The sequence below is a fragment of the uncultured Porphyromonas sp. genome (assembly GCF_915070105.1).
In the GTDB taxonomy this organism is placed as follows: domain Bacteria; phylum Bacteroidota; class Bacteroidia; order Bacteroidales; family Porphyromonadaceae; genus Porphyromonas.
Genome location: NZ_CAJZFJ010000042.1, coordinates 1 through 19,854, shown reverse-complemented (window position 1 = coordinate 19,854; position 19,854 = coordinate 1). Strand labels below are relative to the sequence as shown.

At 52.0% G+C, this 19,854-nt stretch carries 18 protein-coding genes and 1 pseudogene; 9 read left to right on the top strand and 10 right to left on the bottom strand.

Annotation, left to right across the window (positions count from 1 at the left end; genetic code table 11):
- Positions 1-243: 243 nt before the first annotated feature.
- Entirely contained in the window at positions 244-1,269 is a 1,026-nt protein-coding gene (gene ribD / locus QZ554_RS05520; protein WP_366764619.1) for a bifunctional diaminohydroxyphosphoribosylaminopyrimidine deaminase/5-amino-6-(5-phosphoribosylamino)uracil reductase RibD, read from the bottom strand.
- A 27-nt stretch (positions 1,270-1,296) separates the two neighbouring features.
- Between ribD and QZ554_RS05515 the strand changes: the two genes are divergently transcribed.
- From QZ554_RS05515 to QZ554_RS05505, 3 genes are read left to right on the top strand one after another with little or no spacing between them, the layout of a single operon-like run.
- On the top strand, positions 1,297-2,199 hold the full coding sequence (locus QZ554_RS05515; protein WP_297194867.1) for a HemK/PrmC family methyltransferase: 903 nt from the start codon (positions 1,297-1,299) through the stop codon (positions 2,197-2,199).
- Positions 2,196-2,690 carry a regulatory protein RecX gene (locus tag QZ554_RS05510; RefSeq protein ID WP_297194866.1) on the top strand — a complete coding sequence of 165 codons (495 nt, stop codon included), beginning with the start codon at positions 2,196-2,198 and terminating at the stop codon, positions 2,688-2,690. The genes QZ554_RS05515 and QZ554_RS05510 overlap by 4 nt, the downstream gene beginning before the upstream one ends.
- On the top strand, positions 2,680-3,399 hold the full coding sequence (locus QZ554_RS05505) for a phosphoribosyltransferase family protein (RefSeq protein WP_297194865.1): 720 nt from the start codon (positions 2,680-2,682) through the stop codon (positions 3,397-3,399). Before QZ554_RS05510 ends, QZ554_RS05505 begins: the two co-directional genes overlap by 11 nt.
- 27 nt (positions 3,400-3,426) lie before the next feature.
- On the opposite strand, the gene dinB is transcribed toward QZ554_RS05505, so the two are convergent.
- From dinB to rplM, 5 genes are all read right to left on the bottom strand, one after another.
- Positions 3,427-4,506, bottom strand: a complete 1,080-nt coding sequence (dinB, locus tag QZ554_RS05500) for a DNA polymerase IV (protein WP_297194864.1) — start codon at positions 4,504-4,506, stop codon at positions 3,427-3,429.
- 161 nt (positions 4,507-4,667) lie between these two features.
- Positions 4,668-5,492, bottom strand: a complete 825-nt coding sequence (tsf, locus tag QZ554_RS05495; protein ID WP_297194863.1) for a translation elongation factor Ts — start codon at positions 5,490-5,492, stop codon at positions 4,668-4,670.
- A gap of 169 nt (positions 5,493-5,661) precedes the next feature.
- Complete coding sequence (gene rpsB, locus QZ554_RS05490; protein ID WP_297194862.1) at positions 5,662-6,486, bottom strand: 30S ribosomal protein S2; 825 nt, start codon at positions 6,484-6,486, stop codon at positions 5,662-5,664.
- A 156-nt stretch (positions 6,487-6,642) separates the two neighbouring features.
- Entirely contained in the window at positions 6,643-7,029 is a 387-nt protein-coding gene (rpsI, locus tag QZ554_RS05485; RefSeq protein ID WP_297194861.1) for a 30S ribosomal protein S9, read from the bottom strand.
- Between the two features lie 15 nt (positions 7,030-7,044).
- Entirely contained in the window at positions 7,045-7,500 is a 456-nt protein-coding gene (gene rplM / locus QZ554_RS05480; RefSeq protein ID WP_297194860.1) for a 50S ribosomal protein L13, read from the bottom strand.
- A 1,249-nt stretch (positions 7,501-8,749) separates the two neighbouring features.
- On the opposite strand from rplM, the gene QZ554_RS05475 reads away from it, so the two are divergent.
- From QZ554_RS05475 to QZ554_RS05460, 6 genes are all read left to right on the top strand, one after another.
- A complete protein-coding gene (locus QZ554_RS05475; RefSeq protein ID WP_297194859.1) occupies positions 8,750-11,398 on the top strand; it encodes a carboxypeptidase-like regulatory domain-containing protein in 2,649 nt (882 codons plus the stop codon).
- A gap of 213 nt (positions 11,399-11,611) precedes the next feature.
- Complete coding sequence (locus QZ554_RS05470; RefSeq protein WP_297194858.1) at positions 11,612-11,848, top strand: TIGR04149 family rSAM-modified RiPP; 237 nt, start codon at positions 11,612-11,614, stop codon at positions 11,846-11,848.
- Between the two features lie 79 nt (positions 11,849-11,927).
- Positions 11,928-12,761: a GLPGLI family protein gene (locus QZ554_RS08290; RefSeq protein WP_366764611.1), complete on the top strand. Its 834-nt coding sequence runs from the start codon at positions 11,928-11,930 to the stop codon at positions 12,759-12,761.
- 376 nt (positions 12,762-13,137) lie between these two features.
- Positions 13,138-13,359, top strand: coding sequence for a TIGR04149 family rSAM-modified RiPP (locus QZ554_RS08285; protein ID WP_366764609.1), 222 nt, complete (start codon positions 13,138-13,140; stop codon positions 13,357-13,359).
- Positions 13,360-13,430: 71 nt separating this feature from the next.
- On the top strand, positions 13,431-14,258 hold the full coding sequence (locus QZ554_RS05465; protein ID WP_297194857.1) for a GLPGLI family protein: 828 nt from the start codon (positions 13,431-13,433) through the stop codon (positions 14,256-14,258).
- 43 nt (positions 14,259-14,301) lie between these two features.
- Positions 14,302-15,222: a GLPGLI family protein gene (locus QZ554_RS05460; protein WP_297194856.1), complete on the top strand. Its 921-nt coding sequence runs from the start codon at positions 14,302-14,304 to the stop codon at positions 15,220-15,222.
- A gap of 162 nt (positions 15,223-15,384) precedes the next feature.
- Here QZ554_RS05460 and ccsA read toward each other — a convergent pair.
- The 4 genes and pseudogenes from ccsA to nrfH all read right to left on the bottom strand — a co-directional run bounded on the left by ccsA (position 15,385) and on the right by nrfH (position 19,699).
- Positions 15,385-16,173: pseudogene (gene ccsA / locus QZ554_RS05455) on the bottom strand (cytochrome c biogenesis protein CcsA).
- A gap of 60 nt (positions 16,174-16,233) precedes the next feature.
- Positions 16,234-17,463, bottom strand: coding sequence for a cytochrome c biogenesis protein ResB (locus QZ554_RS05450; RefSeq protein ID WP_297194855.1), 1,230 nt, complete (start codon positions 17,461-17,463; stop codon positions 16,234-16,236).
- A 100-nt stretch (positions 17,464-17,563) separates the two neighbouring features.
- Positions 17,564-19,051, bottom strand: a complete 1,488-nt coding sequence (gene nrfA, locus QZ554_RS05445) for an ammonia-forming cytochrome c nitrite reductase (protein WP_297194854.1) — start codon at positions 19,049-19,051, stop codon at positions 17,564-17,566.
- 57 nt (positions 19,052-19,108) lie between these two features.
- Complete coding sequence (gene nrfH, locus QZ554_RS05440) at positions 19,109-19,699, bottom strand: cytochrome c nitrite reductase small subunit (RefSeq protein ID WP_297194853.1); 591 nt, start codon at positions 19,697-19,699, stop codon at positions 19,109-19,111.
- Positions 19,700-19,854 lie beyond the last annotated feature (155 nt).

Sequence of the window (19,854 nt, the reverse complement as noted above, 5' to 3'; positions counted from 1 at the left end):
CCAATCCTCTGATGAAGTACTAGGGAAAACTCTCCAAGGCTACTAAGGGAACCTCTCGTGAGGTAGCGGGCAAACCTCAAGCAAGGTACCACCACTACCTCACGAGGCTTTATCCCCACACCTCTCCCTCCCCTCTATCAAAGGCATAAAAGAAGAGTAGCAGATAAGGGAATGATTATTCCCCTACCCGCTACTCGACTTCCAAAAGGCAAGCTTGCCTAGGCTTATGCGATAAACAAAGAGTTAGCCCCTACGCTCCCCCAGAGATGGAGCTAAGACACCCTTCCCCAAGGCTCGAGGGGAGACCTCAAGTAAGATCTCATCATAGAGTCCCCCCGCCATAAAGAGCTCCAGTGTAGCAGCTCCCCCTTCGACAAGGAGCGACTGTACCCCCTCCCCTTCGTAGAGCGCCGATAGGATCGCCTCTGGGGTAAGCCTCGTACCCTCTAGGGCTCGATAGCGCAGGTGCGAATGTCCCTCCTCTTGTGATGAGGGTGCTACTACCGAGCTAAGATGCAGGACGAGTGTGGGGGAAGAGCTATCAGTGAAGACCCGCAAGTCCTGTGGTAGCTGGAGGTGAGGGTCTAGGATGACACGCAGGGGAGAGGGCCCATACCAGAGGCGGTTGCCCAGCTGAGGATCATCCAGTAGTGCCGTGCGGTATCCCACGAGAATAGCCTCATGGGCTAGGCGAACCTGATGGACAATACGCTGGTGAAGTGGACTAGAGAAGACCTCGGGACTCTCCTCACGAGAGGAGCGTACCCGATCCATATAGCCATCGATGCTTTGTGCCCACTTGAGCGTGACATAGGGGCGATGAAGTGTGTGTGCTGTTATGAAGGCTGCGTTTAGGCTTCGAGCTTCCTCCTCCAGCAAGCCCACCGAGACCTCTACGCCCCCCTCTTCCCTAAGGCGACGTATGCCTCTTCCCGAGACTGCTGGGAAGGGATCCTCCATAGCCACCACAACCCTCGGAATACGTTCACGGAGGATGAGCTCCACGCATGGGGGCGTCTTCCCGTAGTGTGCGCAGGGCTCTAAGGTCACGTAGAGCGTACTCTCGGGCAGGAGGTGCCGCTCTCGCACACTAGCCACTGCCATTACCTCTGCATGTCCCTCTCCGGGGCGATGATGGTAGCCTTCGCCTATGATCCTACCCTCATGTACGATCACAGCCCCCACCATAGGATTTGGGCGAGCCGTACCTAAGCCAAGGGCGGCAAGCTCGAGGGCTCTACGCATGAAGATCTCTTCGGTCTCTATCATCTCTTATAGCTATATTTGCTCAGTAAAATGGAAACAATTCGACAAGTAGAGGAGGCTACGATCCTTCGCTTAGCCCCAGAATATGAGCCCGCAGAAGCTCGGGAGATCGCAAGGCGTCTCATCGAGGACCTGCGGGGACTGCGGCGCACAGACTTGCTCCTCCTCACAGGCAAAGATACGCTTTTGTCCCCCGAGGAGATCGCTAAGCTAGAGGCTGCACTCTCTAGGCTAGAGGCTGCTGAACCTCTGCAGTACGTGCTCGGGAGTGCAACCTTCCTCGACGAAGAGCTTTACGTAGCTCCCGGAGTACTCATCCCGAGGCCAGAGACAGAGGAGCTTGCCCAGCTCATCCTCCAGCATCCCGAGGCTTCCTCTTGGCGACGTCTACTAGACGTAGGGACAGGTAGTGGGTGTCTTGCGTGGGCACTTGCCAAGCACCTTCCCCAGCTCGACCAAGCTATTGCCCTCGAGGTCTCGAGCCAAGCGATCCCCATCGCTCAGGGGAACTTCCGCCGGCTCTATGAGCAGAGCGGACGAGAGGTCTACCTGTGGCATGAAGACCTCTTTGCCTTAGTCGAAGCCCATACTCCCCCGCCTACCCCGCTTGACTTGATCGTAAGTAATCCTCCCTATATTCACCCAAGCGAAGCAGAGGATATGACGGCTCATGTCCTGCTATATGAGCCACATCTTGCCCTCTTTGCCCCTGAAGAGTCTCCCCTAGCCTACTATACAGCTATTGGGCAGTTAGTTCGCCAAGGATATTTGCGTCCTGGGGGAAGCCTTTGGCTGGAGCTGAACCCACTCTATGCCGAGCAGACTCGGACAGCTCTCCTACATATAATAGGTAGCGAGCAAGCAGAGGCAGAGCTCATCAAGGATATGAGTGGTAAGAACCGCTTCCTACATCTAACCTATCACTCGGCATGAGAAGCAAAGCCCTTACACCCGAGGAAGCCTATATATGTCTTGCCCACCTCTGCTCGGGCTCCGAGCAAGCACCGCTTACACTAGAGAGAAAGCTACTGCGCTGGGGCATAGACGACGATGAAGCAGAGGTGATCCTAGAGCGACTGAAAGCAGAGGGATTTGTCAGTGAGAGACGCTTTGCGGTAGCCTTTGTACGTGACAAGTACCGCTTCAATGGCTGGGGGCCTCTTCGCCTAAGAAGTGAACTCAGACGACTAGCGATCCCCAGCGAATTCATTGACGAAGCCCTAGAGGAGCTGGAGGAGGAAGAGGAACATTCGATCTACGAACAAGTGGAAGGACTCCTAAGGAAGAAGTACCGCACGCTTCCCCAAGGCTTGGAGCGACGCAAAGCCTTCGACCGACTCATGCGTTATGGGCTCTACCGAGGCTATGAGTACGAGGAAGTCAGCGAAGCTACACGGACTATCCTAGGAGAAGATGACGAGTAAGTCGTATCTCCTTCGCCTAGGCTCCATCCTGCTGGATGTCGTATTTCCTCGGCTCTGTGCAGTCTGTGGTCTTCGCCTAGGCAGTAGCGAAAGGTGCGTATGCCTAGAATGCGGACTAACCCTACCTCGCTATAGGGAGGAAACCTACGCTGCCCGGGAACGGCTCCTTGGCTCTCCCCTCATCCAGAGCCTTTCTGCCCCCTTCACCTACCAGCACCAAGCGGAGTCACACCACCTCATCACAGCCCTAAAGTACAAGAGCTACCGAGAGGTAGCCTCCTTCGTCGTACGCACAGCTATTACAGAGGAGTGCCTTCGATTCAGTCCCGAGGATATCGACCTAATCCTACCTGTACCTATTGAGGAAGGACGACTGCAGAAGCGAGGATACAACCAGGCTGGTCTACTCGCTCAGGCAATGAGCCAGCGGCTTGATCTTCCGTGGAGTGAAGACTACTTCCTCAGAAGGAGAGGTAGTCATTCGCAGACAGCCTTTGGGAGGAAGGAACGAATGGAGAATGCCCATAGAGCCTTTTCTCTTACCCCCGATGAGACACTCAAGGCATCCCTACAAGGAAAGTGCATCCTGCTCGTAGACGACCTACTGACGACGGGCGCAACCCTGCTGACGCTATGTGACCTACTCGAGGGTTGTGGTGTCAGGGCTGTGCATGTCTTTGTAGCAGCCGTAGCGATTAAGAGGTATTAGCAGTTCTTATGTGTCTTTGCCTTGGCCTTAGTCGGGGAACTGGATCCACTGCTGCACCCACATCCCCGGACGTAGCTCGTCACTTGGGTTGGAGATCGTGAGCCCTAGAAGGCGTACAGGGTGCTCCGTATAGTCTAGTCCCCGAAGAAGCTTAAGTCCGAGACGCTGGATCTCCTCTAGGGTAAGGATCTCCTGCAGCTGTGAGGTCGAGCGAGAGGCGATGCTGAAGTCTCCATACTTGACCTTCAGTGTGAGGGTACGTCCGAGGAAGCCTTTTCGCTCTAAACGGTGAGCCAAGTCCTCCGCCACCTGTAGCAAGCGTTCCTCTAGGACAGCAGGCTCAGAGGTATTATCTAGGAAGGTATGCTCACAACCCAAAGACTTGCGGATACGCTCTACCTCGACAGGACGCTCATCTATCCCCCGTGCAAAGTCATAAAACATCTGCCCTGCCCGTCCAAAGTATCTCTGGAGCTCGGGGAGACTTCGTGCCCTTAGATCAGCTCCCGTATGGATACCTAGCTCCTGCATCTTGCGCTTGGTAACCCTTCCCACACCCCAAAACTCCCCTATAGGCAAGTTCGCAATAAAGTCTAAAGCTTGGGTAGGATGGATCGTACAAAGGCCATTAGGCTTACGGGCATCGGAGGCGACCTTAGCTAGGAACTTGTTGTAGGACACTCCTGCCGAAGCTGTCAGCCCTAGCTCTGTAGCTATACGCTCCTTGATCTCAATCGCCAACTTCACTGCTAGGGGTTCCCCTCGTTTATTTTCGGTGACATCGAGAAAGGCTTCGTCTAGAGAAAGAGGCTCGATCAGGTCGGTATAGTCTCTGAAGATACGATGGATAGCTGCCGATACCTCACGATACCTCTCAAAGTGTACATCGACAAAGATCAGCTGAGGACATAGCCTGCGAGCCTTCGCTCCAGGCATAGCGGATCGTACTCCATAGCGACGCGCCTCATAGCTCGCAGCACATACCACACCCCTAGGCTCTGAGCCCCCGACAGCGATCGGTAGCCCTCTCAGCTCGGGGTGATCGTGCTGCTCTATGGAGGCAAAGAAGGCATCCATATCGACATGTATGATCTTGCGATGGCTCATGTAGCGAGGAGTAGGAAAAGACTTCTAACAGAGAAACGAGGGATAAGGTATAGGGAAGGGAGAGAAGCCTGCCAAAGAGGAAGAGGCTACGCCATAAAGCAGAGCCTTATGACGTAGCCTCTATTAGGCTCATCACCTATTAGGCGATGAAATGGGAAGGATTACTCGGCAGAGAGCGAAGCACGCTTGAAGGCAGTGACCGTAAGGGTCTTGCTCTGTGCCTGTAGGTACTGCTGGATGTTTACCTTGTTGTCCTTGACAAATGCCTGCTCTAGGAGGGTATTTTCCTTGTAGTACTTCTTCAGTGCACCCTCTGCGATGTGCTCGATGATGTTCTCGGGCTTACCAGCCTCACGAGCCTTGTCACGAGCGATAGAGAGCTCACGCTCCTTGATCTCAGCAGGTACATCATCCTCAGTGATACCAGCGGGGTTCATAGCAGCGATCTGCATAGCTACGTCACGAGCTACCTGAGCGTCTACAGCTTCGTTGAAGGCTACGATGGTAGCAAGTCTATTACCTGGGTGGATATAGGAGATAGCAGCGGCGCCCTTGACGAACTCGTAGTAGCCGAGTTCCATCTTCTCACCCGTTACACCACTACGCTCAGTGATGTGCTCCTGTACAGAGCGACCATCGGCGAGAGGTGCAGCTAGGAGTTCTTCCTTAGATGCTTCGGGGTTGTTCTTTGCTACTTCTAGTACAGACTTAGCCAGAGCAATGAAGTCTTCGTTCTTAGCTACGAAGTCTGTTTCACACTTGATCTCGATAGCCACAGCATAGCCACCCTCGTGAGCAGCTAGGATGCAACCCTCTTCGGCTTCACGGTCAGAGCGCTTAGCAGCTAGAGCCTGACCACGCTTACGGAGTAGTTCGATAGCCTTTTCGAAGTCACCAGCAGCTTCTTCGAGGGCCTTCTTGACGTCCATCATCCCTGCACCCGTGAGCTTACGGAGCTTGGCGATGTCTTGGATTGATACAGCCATTGTATTGTATAGCTTGAATTGTGTTTGACTTTAGTCTCTTGTGGCAGTATCGATAAGGTGCGAGGATGAGCGGCATTGCGCTCACTCATCCTCGTCTCTTATAGATGCTGTCGGCTTCTCCCCTAGGGTAGTCTCATCTGTAGAGGATGAGGTCAGGGGAGAGGGGCTTTTAGGCTTCCTCTGTTGTCTCAGCAGGGGTAGCTACAGCCTTGCGAGGACGGCGAGCACCGCCGTTGCGTGAGCGTCCGTGCTCGATGCGCTTTGCGCCCTCTTCGTTCTCGTCCTTGTCGTCGCCCTTACCCTCAGCCTTACGTTCCTGTAGGCCTTCGGAGATCGCAGCGCATACGGCAGAGATGATGACCTCTACAGCAGCGGTGGAGTCGTCGTTGGCTGGGATGATGTAGTCTACGGGGGTAGGATCGCTATTGGTGTCCACAATAGCGAAGACAGGGATACCTAGGCGCTTTGCTTCAGCTACTGCGATGTGCTCCTTGAGTACGTCTACGACGAAGAGAGCAGAGGGCAGACGCTTCATGTCAGCGATAGAGCCGAGGGTAAGCTCGAGCTTAGCACGCTGACGTGAGATCTGAAGCTTCTCACGCTTGGATAGATTATCAAATGTACCGTCAGCAGTCATCTTGTCGATGTCGCTCATCTTCTTTACGGCCTTGCGGATCGTAGCGAAGTTCGTGAGCATACCGCCTGGCCAACGCTCGGTGACGTAGGGCATACCTACAGCCTTAGCGAGCTCGGCTACTGCGCCCTTGAGCTGCTTCTTGGTGGCAACGAAGAGGATCTTCTTGCCGCCCTTAGCCATAGCCTTAGCGATTTCTGCTGCTTCGTCTACCTTTACAACAGTCTTGTGAAGGTCGATGATGTGGATACCGTTACGCTCCATGAAGATATATGGAGCCATACCTGCGTTCCACTTACGAGTGAGGTGCCCGAAGTGTGCACCAGCCTCTATGAGTTGGTCAAATGAAACTCTTGACATGATTTCGTTTACGTTCTATAAATGTAACTGGATTACTTTCAACTGCCTGGTAGGACAGGGCTCCCACGCTTGGGGGAGGACAGCTGTAGCTCTAGGCAGTTTAGATACTAAACGCGAGATAACATCCCTCAGGCCACCAGAGCCTGAGTAGGAATATTAACGCTTGCTGAACTGGAAGCGCTTGCGAGCCTTGGGGCGACCTGGCTTCTTACGCTCGACGACACGAGAGTCGCGGGTGAGGAAGCCTTCTGCACGGAGGGCTGACTTGTCTTCTTCGTTGATCTTGACGAGGGCACGTGCGATAGCAAGGCGAGCAGCTTCGCTCTGACCCTTGAACCCACCTCCCTTGAGGTTGATCTTGATGTCGTACTTCTCTACTGCATCCAGCGTCGCCAGTGGTTGACGGACGATATACTGTAGGATGGAAGAGGGGAAGTAGACAGAGATATCACGCTTGTTGATCGTGATCTTCCCGCTACCTGCGGATACATACACGCGCGCTACTGCGGCCTTACGACGGCCAATGGCATTGATCAATTCCATGAGTCCTTATCGTTACTACTTAAGCGTGTTGAGATCGATGAGACGTGGCTGCTGAGCTTCGTGCTTGTGCTCTGCCCCATCATATACGTAGAGGTTACCTAGGATAGCTGCGCCGAGGCGGTTCTTAGGTAGCATGCCCTTGACCACCTTGCGGAAGAGGCGATCAGAGCCCTTAGCCTGCAGGAAGCGGGGGCTGAACTGACGCTGCCCACCTGGGTAGCCAGAGAACTTGAGATAAACTCGGTCGTCCCACTTTCTACCAGTGAGGACTACCTTGTCTGCGTTGATTACGATCACGTTATCCCCACAGTCTACGTGAGGCGTGAAGTTGGGCTTGTACTTGCCACGGAGTAGCTTGGCGATCTTGGAGCATGCACGGCCCAAGCTCAGACCAGCGACATCCACGACGACCCACTCCTTGGTGACGGTAGCCCTGTTCGCAGAAACGGTCTTGAAACTTAAAGTGTCCATTCCTTCTGTCTTGTTGTTAAGTTAAATTAGACGAAATGCGAGTCTTTATGAACTGACTTTGCCTTGTCACGTGGTGCGTCATAACGAGTTGGACACAGACACATCACACATTACTCTCCCAGTACTGGGCGATAAGACTCTGTCGATCCCTCAGCTCGCAAGCGATACTATTTGATAAACAGCGCACAAAAGTACAAAAAAACAAGCAACTAGACAAACCACCCAGAGAAGACCCTTAGACGCTCTAGAGACTGGAGGCTAAGTAGTCGAGGTGTACGCCCTCGAGATAGAAGAGATCTGTAGCCAAAGAGTATCCCGATCGAGCGCACGACTACTAACTAAGAACGGAGTTGTGTACACGTGTGTACACTACAGTGTACCTGCGTGTACACAACTGTATACACACGTGTACACTGCATCGTCCTAAGTATCCCTCTCGTAGAGCCCATGTGCGTGTATTCCTCGGAGCTAACGCCTAGAGGCCTCAGAAGATGTGGCTAAGCCCCTCCTAGAGATAAAGCTCCCCTAAAGTACGAAAGAGAGGGAGAGCCTCGCAGGTGAGAAAGACAGCTCTAAGCAGACTTAATCATCACCTCTACATCCGGCATATCAAGAGGGCTCTGGAGGACATACCGAGAGCGGGATAGTGGACTTGGTATGATCGCACTCGTCACCTATGTAAGGTGATGGAGGCGAACATACCGAGTCCATCCTAGGGCTCATTACTAGTCCTCTGAAACGCCCTCAGAATGGGCTCTACATCCTAGCCATAACGTAGCCGATTTAGGTACTTCCCGACCTACTCCTAGTCAGAGAAAAGAGAGACCCTATAGACGGAGCTAGAGAAGAAAACCCATAGAGACGCTCAGAACACCCTACACGAGAGCCATCCTATATATATTAAAGGTACACGCGCGCGAGGGGAGCTTGGAAATGCAAAGGGAATATTCTACATTTGCCCCATAGGTCATGAGTGGATAGATCATGGCTAGCACAAAGAAGAGACACGGCATTGCCATAGATGAAGATATCACTAGATGAGTAGATGTACATATAGCCCCCCTTGAGAGTTTCTCTCGACACTTTGATCTCGGGGAATGAGCACTCACGACTATGAATACCCCATCACTACAAGGAGTCCCCTTAATGTCAATAGCCAATCTACACCTCCTCCACAGCTTAGATATATAGCGCTGTCCTATGCTTTGCTAAGCACCAACAGCCGAATACTACACGATATGATACCATCATGAAGCGACTCCACCTACTCCTCCTCTGCGCCCTACTGGCACTGCACTCGTCTTGGGCGCAGAGCATCATCACCGGACATGTACGTAACCACCAAGGGACAGCGATCGAGTATGTCCGAGTGCTAGCCCTCGCCCCGACGGACAGCGCCATCCTCGCCTACACCTTCACAGATGCTTCCGGGAGCTATCGGCTGAGCATAAGTAGCCCCCATTCCCAGCTCATCCTCAGTGCGGCTAGTATGGAGATCGAGCGTACGGACAAGAGGATACAGAACATGAGCCAGACCTGCGACTTCAAGGTCAAGGAATCACGCATTGTCCTAAAGGAGGTGCACATCAAGGCGCGCAAGATCTGGGGACAGAAGGATACAATCAATTACTCCGTAGGCTCCTTCATCGACAAGAATGACGTCGTGATCGCCGATGTCCTTCGCAAGCTCCCCGGTATAGAGGTCACCCTAGAAGGACTCATCAAGTATCAGGGCAAGCCGATCAATAAGTTCTACATCGAGGGGATGGATGCCCTGCAGGGACGCTATGGCATCGCTACCAACAACATCTCCGCCAAGGACGTCGCCACAGTGCAGGTCCTAGAGAACCACCAGCCCGTCAAAGCCCTAGATAAGGCTAGACCCAGTGACCAAGCGGCTATTAACCTCAAGCTCAAGGACGAAATCAAGGGTACCTTCAGCCTGACGGCGCAGCTGGGTCTAGGCTATGACACTCAGATAAGGCGCAACGAGGAGCTAGTAGGGCTATACTTCGCCAAGCGCCGACAGCATATCCTCACCGGTAAGAGCAACGATAATGGTCAAGACGTACAGAACGAGCTGCGCTCCTTCACTGCCACCTCTCCCCTACCCAGCCTCACGATGACCTCCCTGCAGTATCCCACCAGTCCCGACATCTATCGCCCCCGCTACTACCACAACGACACCCATGCCTTCACCGCCAATAACCTTTATAAACTGAAGAACGAGGCGGAACTCAATGCCAACCTTATCTTCTTCCACGACCGAGAGCAGGCACACGGCTCCTCCCAGACAAGCTACTTCCTACCCGAGGGTACACAGATCATCCGTGAGGATCTACGCAACCGTAGCAAGATCAATCAGCTAGAGAGCGAGCTACGCTACAACATCAATAAGGATCAACTCTACTTCAACAATCTCCTAGAGCTAAAGGCCTCTTGGGAGCAAGAGAACGGCATGGTATCTACCAGCGAGGAGCTAGAGCAACAGATGCGCCAGCGATACTTCTCTGCGATGAATACCTCCCATTGGGTACGCTCGGGTGAGGGGGGCCGAGGGGTAGAGATCCACTGGCGCAATGCTGTGGCTACCACTCCCCATCGCCTACGTATCCAGCCAGGGCTCTATGCTCCTCGGCTCAATGCGGGCATACCCTACGCCGAACTCTCGCAGGACGTACGGCACAAGGCCTTCCTCAGCGTGGCTCAGTTCTCCCTCCTCTCAGCCTGGCATATCGGTAGGATAAGCGTCAATCCCACCCTCTTCCTACATGCCCAGCATCAGGCTCTGGATACCGAGCTCGGGACGACAAGCCTATTTGGCGCTTATCACCCCTTATCTTCTCGGGAGATGCACAACGGGATTAGCTTCACTCGTCTTGGTGCTGGACTAGGACATGAGTTGAGCTACAAGTCTGAGACCTTTAAGCTATCTGCGGTACTACCGCTCTTCTACTACCACACGCTGATGCAGGATGAGTTTCGTCCTAAGGACAGACTATCCGAGGGGAAGCTGTACTTTGAGCCCAGAGGCTGGTTAAGCTACCAGATTTCCCCGGACTTCACCATCACGCTCAACGGCTCTATGTCCCGCACTCAGCCTACTCTTAGTTCACTCTATTCGGGCTATATCATGCGCAGCTACCGTAGCTTGACACGCAACGAGATGCGGCAGTTCAGCTCCCTTATGACAAATGCTGGTCTCAGTCTCGCCTACAAGGATATCTTCTCCATGCTCTTCCTAGGTGGAGGGGTGAACTACAGCTACTATCATAGCGATGCGATCAGCTCGGTGAAGATCGAGACCCCGCTCTCGGTCGTGGAGCGATTGCCTCTCCCCCATTCGGGACAGAGCTATTCGGCTAACGCTCGCTTCAGCAAGGGCTATGACTGGATTTCCCTCTCGGTGTCTGGGGATGCAGCCCTAGGCCAGAGCGAGGGTAAGAGCTACCTCCAAGGCAAGCTCCTCGGCTATACGAGCCAGTGGATCAGTGCGAGCGCTAAATGTACCCTCAAGCCTATCGAATGGCTCAGCATGGAGTATAATATCTCGTGGGGACTGCATCGTAGTCGCCGTGAAGGGACAGCTTGGTTTACCCCAATCCAGAACCTCAGTCACAAGGTCATCTCGTACGTGAATGTCCTGAAGGATGTAGCGATCAAGCTCACCGCCGAGCACTACTACAACGATGCCGTGACCAAGGGGAGACACTTCACGCTCGCCGACCTCGGACTATCCTACACATGGAAGAAGGTACGCCTATCCCTTGACTGGACGAACATCCTAGACGCTCGTCTCTACAGCACAGCCTCGATCAGCGACCTCACTGCCTCATACAGCTACTACGACATTCGTCCCTCGGCCATCATGCTCAAGGCTCGACTCAAGCTGTTCTAATCCACCGAATAACCCGAAGCAATCAAACCGATAACAAACACTCCCAACATATGAAGACCGACATTCACTATCTCTGCAAGACGAACCTAGGCCTATTGCCCTTGTCAAGTTCGGAGCGTTGTTTCTTGGCAAGGGGCTGGAGGAGAGAGTTACTCTTCCCGTACAACAATGCTAAAACTCAAACAGAATAACTCCATCAAACATGTATAGAATATGGAGCTGAAGAAAATCAAGCTAAATAAGCTCTCAGATGATGCCCTCGCTCAACGCCAAATGAAGGGGCTTAAAGGTGGTTCACCATGCTGTAGCTGCGGTTGCTACTATGAATACAGTGGAGGGGCATCTACTCATGATAATGGTTGTGCTAACGCCAAGCATTGCTACTCATCAGTAAAGCCTGACTATATCGAGTTGGGAACTGTTGTAGTGGAAGGTAAGCGCAAACATTAGCTTTCAAATGAGAGAGGGTATTGAGTACTCTTTACTTGTGAGAGCTTGCTTAATACCCTCTTTCTAAAGTATAAGTACTATGAAACGGCTAGTATTCATTGCTATTCTATTTCTTGTATCCACATCAGCTCTGTTGGCACAACGAGATTGTATTTTCACCACAGCTCGCTCTCTAGCTAGATACAGGACTCTAGACACAGCACGATATCTTGTCAGATATAGGTACATATCAAAAGCTTCCACACAGCAGGAAGTGGCAGACGAAGATGTCGTAACACTCCAGATTGGAGGTCGGTACACCAAATCCTATAGTGAGAACCTATACCAGACAGACTCTGTCGCTACAATCATGCTAAAAAAGGGGACACGAGTGCTACCTACATATTCTAACTATACGCAAAGGGAGGATATATATACCTGCCTAGAGGATAAATCTGTGACCACAGTATATAGGACATTCTCTGATGGTCCAGTCTTACGCTATCAGGAACCCTTACCTCAGATTAAGTGGGAGTTTTCTAGTGAAAAGAAGACCATCCTAGGCTATTCTTGCCAACTAGCGACCTGTCGATTCCGAGGACGAAACTATAGTGCTTGGTTTACACTCGCACTGCCTCTTTCTGCTGGTCCTTGGAAGTTCTCTTCTCTCCCCGGCCTTATCCTTGAGGTCTATGATGATACAGGTGAAGTAAAGTATACAGCAGATGAGATTTTACATAGGATGACCTTCATAAAGCTCTGGAATTGGCCTTATACAGATACCACAAGGGAAAAGGCAAACCAGACCATTGCGCGCATGTTCCGTAAACCAACTCAGTTCCTTAGGTCGATAGGAGCCCCCCAGGTATTCACACCCAACGGCCCTCTTGGAGCAAATTACACTTGTCCCTATAATCCTATTGAGTTGGAATAAACCCTCTCCATCTCCCTTGTAGACATATTGTAGTGAATGCCTCATCTAGGTAGAAGGTTATGGCTCTTGTCCTATTGTCAGTCTGCATTAAGTAGGAAGATGAAGGCCAGCCAAGCGAGTTTAATCAAATTTAAGTGCGTATAACGATGGGTATTAGATCAGAAGATGTCAAGCGGAGCCTATCCAACAGCCCACAACTGACATTTGAGATTACAGAAGACCTACATTCACTATCGCTGCAAGATGAACCTAGGCCTGTTGCCCTTGTCAAGTTCACAGCGTTGTTTCTTGGCAAGGGGCTGGAGGAGAGAGTGACTCTTCCCGTACGACAATGCTAAAACTCAAGCAGAATAACTCCATCACACATGAATAGATTATGGAACTAAAGAAAATCAAGCTGAATAAGCTTTCAGAAGAAGCCCCCGCCCAACATCAGTTACAAGGGATTAAGGGTGGTAAGTGTTGTCTCCGCGCTTGTGCATATGCCAATCAAGGAGGGTCCAGTACTCATGATAACAAAACTGCGAACCTCCAGCATGGCTATGCAAGTAAGAAGCTCAACCCTAATAACGAGTGTGACTTCGAAGTCATGCGTTAAATAACTTCAAAAATTAGTCTATGGGAACAAGATGTATTGCACCCATGGACTAGTTATTAATATTATCCCTGATGAAGCCAGTATTATTCTATTTGTCCTTGCTTAGCCTCTGCCTCACATCCATGGCTCAGAGTCCTATCGGCAATATATTCCCTTTTGATGTCAGGGAGTACACTGTCCTAGATACAGCAAGCTATCGCATCGACTACAAGACCACCTGCATTCTAGACCCCAAGAATGGGGAAAAGGTCACTAACGACATGTACCTGCTCATTGGGCGGAAGATGTCGAAATTCGGGCACTCTTCAGTTCTTGACAACGAGAAGGAAATCATAGAAATACACAATCGAGGAGTAGGATGTGGTATAGATGCTCGAGGATTAGCAGGTATAGAGGTCTACAAGTATCTAAATGGTACTAAGCCCTATAGTGAACTTACTGTTAGGCTGTTCGTCTACTCTGCCGTAAACACCTTCATTTATCAAGATGAGCTACACCCCCAATCTTGGACTCTGACTAGCGAACATAAGGAAATACTTGGCTATTCCTGTCAGAAGGCAACCACAACCTTCAGAGGTCGTAGCTACACAGCCTGGGTAGCTACTGCTATTCCCATCTCTAATGGCCCGTGGCTATTGGGTGGTGCACCTGGACTTATCTTGGAGGCTTATGACACGGAGAGGGAGTACGTCTTTGAGGCTACGGGCATCTCACGCCCTCAAAAAGTATTACCCATCGTTAAGTATAAAGAGGAGTACAAAAGAACGGAGAGGCGAAAAGTCCGAGAACTGTGTAGGCGTATGCATGCCGACCTCGCACGAACACTTAAGGCATCTTTCCCTCGGGCTAGATTCCACGGGGTATCTACCTTCTACTACAATCCTATAGAATTAGAGTAACTGGGGAGCTTATGCATAAGCCTCCTCCTAAAGATTAAGCACTATGAAGCGACAAGTATTCACTGACATGCTACTCGTGAGAATCGCAGAGGGCTATCCTCTTGCTGATCGTCGGTATATCACACGAGTACTATTATCACTCCTGTTAGTTGCTGGGAACATCGGGCACTTCAACCTACAGGCACAGCAGCCTGCAATACCGATCATACTGCAGACTGGGAAGAACCTAGGGAAGTCGGAGTACTTCGTGGACTATATCTACAAGTACAAGCCTACCCCTCAGGATAAAGACTTCAACGAGGACATCATCCGACTAGAGCTAGGGACGTCCATCGTCAAGTCCTACAGCTACCGACTGTGGCAGGCTGACTCAGCTCTTACCCATGCGGCCAATAAATCCGCCCCGATGAGAACCCCATCTGGGGATCTGTCTCCATTCTGGTACTATAGAGATCTTACGACTGGCCGTACTCAGGTATGGTATAGAACACCTCTAGCAGGGCCTATCCTAAGATATATGGATACTCCGACCTTCACATGGTCCATCACGGGACAAAAGAAGACCATATCAGGCTATGAGACTCAGCTAGCGACCTGCCTCTTCCGAGGGCGTAGCTATGAGGCTTGGTTTACTCCTAGTATCCCGATATCTGCGGGACCGAACCTCTTCGGTGGACTACCGGGGCTGATCCTCGAGCTACGCAGTACGGATGGAGAGCACCACTTCACACTCGATGCCCTACAGAAGAGGAGCGCTAATATCGTAGAGTGGAAGATCCGCCTTGTCAAGGAGGTTAGTCGTCCACAATTCCGAGACTATTGTCAGCGACTACACAAGCATCCGATGCAGACCTTTAAAAGCAACGGTCAACGGGTATATCCGCAGAATGAACAAGGTGACTTCTTGAGCGAAGCAGAAGCACTGGACTGGCAAATTCCCTACAATCCGATCGAACGAGAGTAGCTTCACCTCCCATCCAAGAGTAACAGAGACTGTAGTCAGTCCTAATGCGACGGAAGTAGAAAGATAGCCCTTTTGAAGCATAGAGCCCACCAGCCGCTTAGGCGGTTGGTGGGCTCTATAATTAGGTCAGAACGGACCGTGATAGGAACAGGCCTCCTTAGTCTAGCCCATATTGTAGGTATGGACACTTACCCCCTGAGCTGAGGGCAAGTAGTTGATGCCCCACCAGCACATCTGCAGTAAGATAAAGGAGATGAGTAGCCCCCAAAGCGCAGCACGTCGATAACGATCAGCACGCAGACGCACATGGATATAGGCTAAGTAGGCAAACCATGTGGCAGCAGCCCAAGTCTCCTTGGGGTCCCATGCCCAATAGTGCCCCCAAGCTTCCTTGGCCCAAAGTGCACCGAGGAGGATCCCAATGGTCATGAAGGCCCAGCCGACCTGCACGAGGTTGTCGCAGATATCCATCTCATGATCGTTGATAGGCGACTTCTTGAACCACAGCAGGTAGCCCGACATCAGAGCCCCAGCACCCAGCACGGCATAGGCAAACATATAGACGATGACATGCGGTGCGAACCAGGGACTCTGCAGTGCAGGCATCAGTGTCTTGTTATGGATCTCAGGGTTTACGAGGTTAATCGTAGTGAACACCCCCGCAAGGACAGTACTGAAGGCCAAGATCCAGGGATAGCGTCATCGGGAATAGACGATCAGCCCTGCAGTAGGGAGGAAGAAGGCGTACCACAAGCGAGTCTCCCCCATCGTGCGAAGGGGTGGACGCTCCAGCGAAAGCCATAAGCCCAGGATGAACGCAAAGTAGACCAGCAGTCCCGCTGCCGTGAGGAGATAGGTAGGGAGAGGACGCTTCTTCCAAGCAGTCCAGGCACCGCCTGCCCACAGAGCGAAAGCAGGTATAGCGAAGAATATGAAGGAATCCCAAGTCATAAGGATAGAGAGTTAAACGAGTTGGAGAGAAGTGGCTTATCTCAAACTAGGGGGAGTGGCCTAGCGTCGCTTCTGCGAGACGATGAAGGTAAGTATGGCTCCAGCTAAGAGTAGGTAGATCCCCATATAGACAGCGGGGAGCCAAGGATCCTTGACCAGCTCGAAGGTACTGGTTTCGCTCCATCGCCCCATCGACTCGTCATAGCTGAGCTGATAGATACGCCAGCCATCGACCGAGACGGGCTTGTTTACCTCCACGGTAGCGATGATGTTCTTCTTCGTCTCGGTATAGATATGTATGCGCGAGGCATAGCGCTCTGGCTCACGACGAGCCATGACTAGGCTCAGCTCCTTGGTGAGCTTGAGCTCCTGGAAGGGGAAGAGATAGCTACCGCAGGTGACCCATCCCACGAGGGGCTTGCCTACGGCACGATCTCCCTCCATACGCTGGGCTTCGACGAGGAGAGCGGTCACGGCACCCGATGAGCCCCATTCCACATACTTTGTCGTATCAGCTGTGATGACGGGAGCTGCGAGAGGGAGGTTTTGGTGTACTCGGATACGCCATTGTAGGAGTTTACCTTCTCGGAAGTGCTTATCGATGAGTACGATCTCTGGGTTCTTGGCAGGGATGGACTTACCTGTTTGGCTATTGATGATGAGAAGCTTGGGGGGATACTCATCTATGGTGAACTTCTCCAGCTGGATAGCTAGGGGTAGAGAGATGAAGCCTCGCTCATGTGTACCTCGCCACTCGGGCATATCCATTGTAGCTCTCAGCTTCACACGCTCCATATCAGCGCTACCTAGTGTAGCAGCAACGATAGCCAGGAATAGACCGACATGGGAGAGCAACGAAGGTACCTCACGCAGACGGAAGTGGAAGATCTGACGCAGTGCGATGAGCCCGACGATGGTCGCGAGCTGGAGGTAGATAAGCACGAATGGCCAAAAGGAGAGCATCTGCGTGAGCCCAATAGGGTCAATGGCTCGTTCGTGCTCTGAGACCTGACGAGTGAGCCCCATCACCACAGTGAGGACTGCTGCATAGATAAGCGTAGGGACGGCAGCCTCGGTCGTGAAGAGGAAGGAGAAGAGACGCACCCGATGGCGCAGCACGTAGACAAGGACGAGAGCTAAGAGGTAGAAAAATAGAAAGAAGGCATTGATCGGGAAGGCAAAGTCAGACCAGTGTACGGGTCCCACACTAAACTGTAGTGCTAGTCCTACGAGAATCAGCCCTGCACCGAAGGCAAAGCCCTCTTTCATTTTCCAGATTGTGCTGAACATAAGAGGAGGTAAGATTGGGGAGAGAGAAAGCGCGGCGGTAGACGATGAAGTCTATCGCCGCGTTAGAGGGAGATTGGGGTGTATCCTAAGTGATATAGTCTTAGAGTTCGATGAGCTTGCCCTGCTGCTTAGCAGACTGTACCCACTTAGGTACGACGGTATTCATGAACTCTGCCTTGTTGGCCTGGAGCTTCTTACCATCGACACCGATGTAGGCCCAAGCCTTTTCCTTGCTGGAGATATCAGGCATGGGGACATCGCCCGTAAAGCCGTGTCTAGCTAGTACCTTGGCGATAGCCAGGCGTGCCTCTTGAGCGTAGCCTAGGCTCTGCCCTAGGATGCGTGTCACTTCCTGTGGAGCGTGGAAAGATGCACCATGACTAGCTACGGCGAAGTCCCAGCGCCACTGACTCTTGCGGATGGCTTGTAGGGCAGCCTTCATCTCGGGTTCCGTAGCACCTTGATCCCATGCGTACTTAGCTTCGATATGAGCCTTGGCGAGCTCCTTCTCTACACGATTACGTATGTCGTTGGCCATACGCTGACGCTCGTAGACGTTCTGGCGTAGGGTCTCTTCGTCCTCACGATGGCAGGTCTGACAGGTCTTGTCGATACGAGCCAGAGGGCTTACGATCTGGTGATCGGAGTACTTTACCCCGCCTTCGCTCACATAGGGCATGTGGCAGTCTGCACAGGAGACACCACGCTGCCCGTGGATGCCCATACGCCAGAGCTCATAGTCGGGATGCTGCGCCTTGAGTATAGGTGCACGAGAGAGCTTGTGGGTGTAGTCAGAGTAGTCCATCTCATCATAATAGGCCTCTATATCCTCGACAGTAAAGCCCTTGTCGTGTGGAAAGGTGAGGTACTTGCCATCACCCTTGAAGTAGTACTCGGTGTGGCACTGAGCACAGACGAGGGAGCGCATGTGCTGGTGGGACTGCTTGGAGACATCCTCACCACGACGAGCGAAGGCCTCATAGAGAGCGGGACGTGCGGGCTTGAGATTCATTGTACGAGCATCGTGGCAGTCGGAGCACCCGATGGTATTCACGATCTCTGGCCCCCACTGGCTCCAGGGAGCCTTGTAGAACTCGGCGATACCCTTCTCCCTCATCATGCGAGGTACATCAGGGCTCTTACAGGTCCAGCAAGTACCGGGCTGTATATCCTTATTGTCACCGACACCGGGAGACCCCGTTCTCAGGATTTCTTGCATATCCTCGATGGCATGCTTGTGCCCCCGTGGAGTGTTGTACTCCATAGAGAAGGAATAGCCGGCCCATAGTACGACCATCTCAGGACGAGCTGCGAGCACATCGACACGCTGTGAGCTATTGAACTCACCCTTGTATGTAGTGTCGGCTGTCCTTGTCCAGGTCTGGTATTCGCGTGGGAAATCCTCGGCAAACATTTCGTTCTGAGACACGATAGAGTCCTTAAATAGGTGCTTACGATTGTTGTAGATGCTCACCACCTCGGCGCGACGCTCGAGTAGAGAGGAAACGATAAGTCCGAGGACGAAGACTACGACCATTGAGCCTCCGAACAGGAGCCATCCTTGCCAACGTTTTAGTTTTTGTGCCATGATCTTGAGTGTCTTTGTTGTTGTTATGCGGATGTTGTTGTTGCGTAATAAGGGGAGTTACTTCATCATCTTCTGCAGCCAGTCGGGCACAGGTGACTCGGGTAATGGCACCTCTGCCCCAGGAGTGGAAGAGAGAGAGTTCATCTTGCCGTGGGCCACATCTCGGTGGCAGTCCCAACAGGCCTTTCCAGCATCACACTTGACGTCCATGTAGGTGATGCGCCCCGTATTGACTAGTTCAGTATTGAGGGTGGCATGACATCGCACGCAGTTCTCCATGATTACCTCAGCGCTCTCATCGATGGCACGTATGGCCTGTCGCTCTTGGCGCGTGACAAACTTGTAAACGTGGTTCATACCGTCTTTGCCCTTGAAGTAGTACTTCCTAAAGACGTTGTCGTGCGGTACGTGACAGTCATTACACGTGGTATTGCGGGCATGCGCTCCGTGCATCCACGTGGCATAGTAAGGGGTCATGATGTGGCAGTTGACACAGGCCGAGGGGTCATCTCCTAAGTAGGTATGGAACCTGAGCAGATAGAGGAATAGACCCACTAAGCCTACCACAACCCCACCCACAATCAGCAGGGCCACCTTCAGACGATGGCCTAAGCGCGGTAGTCGTTGTAGAAATCTGTTCATTATCATGATGTCTCATATTTGTTTGGATGCTACAAATATAAACAACTTTAGCATAACACATACCTAATCATGGTTACTCCTTAGTCTGGATAGTAGATATATCTAGGTAGAGGCTATAATATCCACTCCCCTATTTCCTTGGGTGATCGGCTGCTGTTTTT

Bases quoted from the DNA above. Each gene is read 5' to 3' on its own strand.
- QZ554_RS08285 (WP_366764609.1), top strand. From the start codon at position 13,138: ATGGAACTAAAGAAAATCAAGCTGAATAAGCTTTCAGAAGAAGCCCCC.
- dinB (WP_297194864.1), bottom strand. From the start codon at position 4,506: ATGAGCCATCGCAAGATCATACATGTCGATATGGATGCCTTCTTTGCC.
- QZ554_RS05470 (WP_297194858.1), top strand. From the start codon at position 11,612: ATGGAGCTGAAGAAAATCAAGCTAAATAAGCTCTCAGATGATGCCCTC.
- QZ554_RS05510 (WP_297194866.1), top strand. From the start codon at position 2,196: ATGAGAAGCAAAGCCCTTACACCCGAGGAAGCCTATATATGTCTTGCC.
- QZ554_RS08290 (WP_366764611.1), top strand. From the start codon at position 11,928: ATGAAACGGCTAGTATTCATTGCTATTCTATTTCTTGTATCCACATCA.
- QZ554_RS05460 (WP_297194856.1), top strand. From the start codon at position 14,302: ATGAAGCGACAAGTATTCACTGACATGCTACTCGTGAGAATCGCAGAG.
- QZ554_RS05515 (WP_297194867.1), top strand. From the start codon at position 1,297: ATGGAAACAATTCGACAAGTAGAGGAGGCTACGATCCTTCGCTTAGCC.
- nrfA (WP_297194854.1), bottom strand. From the start codon at position 19,051: ATGGCACAAAAACTAAAACGTTGGCAAGGATGGCTCCTGTTCGGAGGC.
- rpsI (WP_297194861.1), bottom strand. From the start codon at position 7,029: ATGGAATTGATCAATGCCATTGGCCGTCGTAAGGCCGCAGTAGCGCGC.
- rpsB (WP_297194862.1), bottom strand. From the start codon at position 6,486: ATGTCAAGAGTTTCATTTGACCAACTCATAGAGGCTGGTGCACACTTC.
- QZ554_RS05475 (WP_297194859.1), top strand. From the start codon at position 8,750: ATGAAGCGACTCCACCTACTCCTCCTCTGCGCCCTACTGGCACTGCAC.
- tsf (WP_297194863.1), bottom strand. From the start codon at position 5,492: ATGGCTGTATCAATCCAAGACATCGCCAAGCTCCGTAAGCTCACGGGT.
- QZ554_RS05450 (WP_297194855.1), bottom strand. From the start codon at position 17,463: ATGTTCAGCACAATCTGGAAAATGAAAGAGGGCTTTGCCTTCGGTGCA.
- nrfH (WP_297194853.1), bottom strand. From the start codon at position 19,699: ATGATAATGAACAGATTTCTACAACGACTACCGCGCTTAGGCCATCGT.
- rplM (WP_297194860.1), bottom strand. From the start codon at position 7,500: ATGGACACTTTAAGTTTCAAGACCGTTTCTGCGAACAGGGCTACCGTC.
- QZ554_RS05505 (WP_297194865.1), top strand. From the start codon at position 2,680: ATGACGAGTAAGTCGTATCTCCTTCGCCTAGGCTCCATCCTGCTGGAT.
- ribD (WP_366764619.1), bottom strand. From the start codon at position 1,269: ATGATAGAGACCGAAGAGATCTTCATGCGTAGAGCCCTCGAGCTTGCC.
- QZ554_RS05465 (WP_297194857.1), top strand. From the start codon at position 13,431: ATGAAGCCAGTATTATTCTATTTGTCCTTGCTTAGCCTCTGCCTCACA.